1 pseudogene is annotated in these 395 nt (G+C 71.4%); it reads left to right on the top strand.

What is annotated here, in order from left to right:
* Positions 1 to 395, top strand: a pseudogene (locus CBF90_RS18505) (hypothetical protein); the annotation flags it as partial.

Genomic DNA, 395 nt, shown 5'->3' with positions numbered 1-395 from the left:
ACCTGGTGTGGCCGGCCCTGTACAGCACGGTCACCGATGCCTACCGCCTGGACCGCGTCGGCCGACTGCGCACCGACCTCGGTGGCGTCTACTTCAACGTCCTGTTCCTGACCGGGACCGCGGCGCTCTACCTCACCACCGGGCAGCCGTGGCTCCTGGTCGCCCTGCTCGCCCTGCACACCGAGACGGCCTGGCAGTTCCTGCCCTCGATCCGGCTCGACGGCTACTACATGCTCTCCGATCTCGTCGGCGTACCCGAGCTGTTCAGCTTCGTGGGCCCGGTCCTCCGGGGTGCGCTGCCCGGGCGGCGGACCCACCCCCGGGTGCGTGCGCTGCGGCCGTGGTCCCGACGGGTCATCGTGCTGTGGGTCGCCGTCTCCGTGCCGGTGCTGCTC

It is taken from the genome of Microbacterium sp. AISO3, from assembly GCF_002204305.1.
In the GTDB taxonomy this organism is placed as follows: domain Bacteria; phylum Actinomycetota; class Actinomycetes; order Actinomycetales; family Microbacteriaceae; genus Microbacterium; species Microbacterium arborescens.
This window is presented reverse-complemented; position numbering and strand designations above follow the sequence as displayed.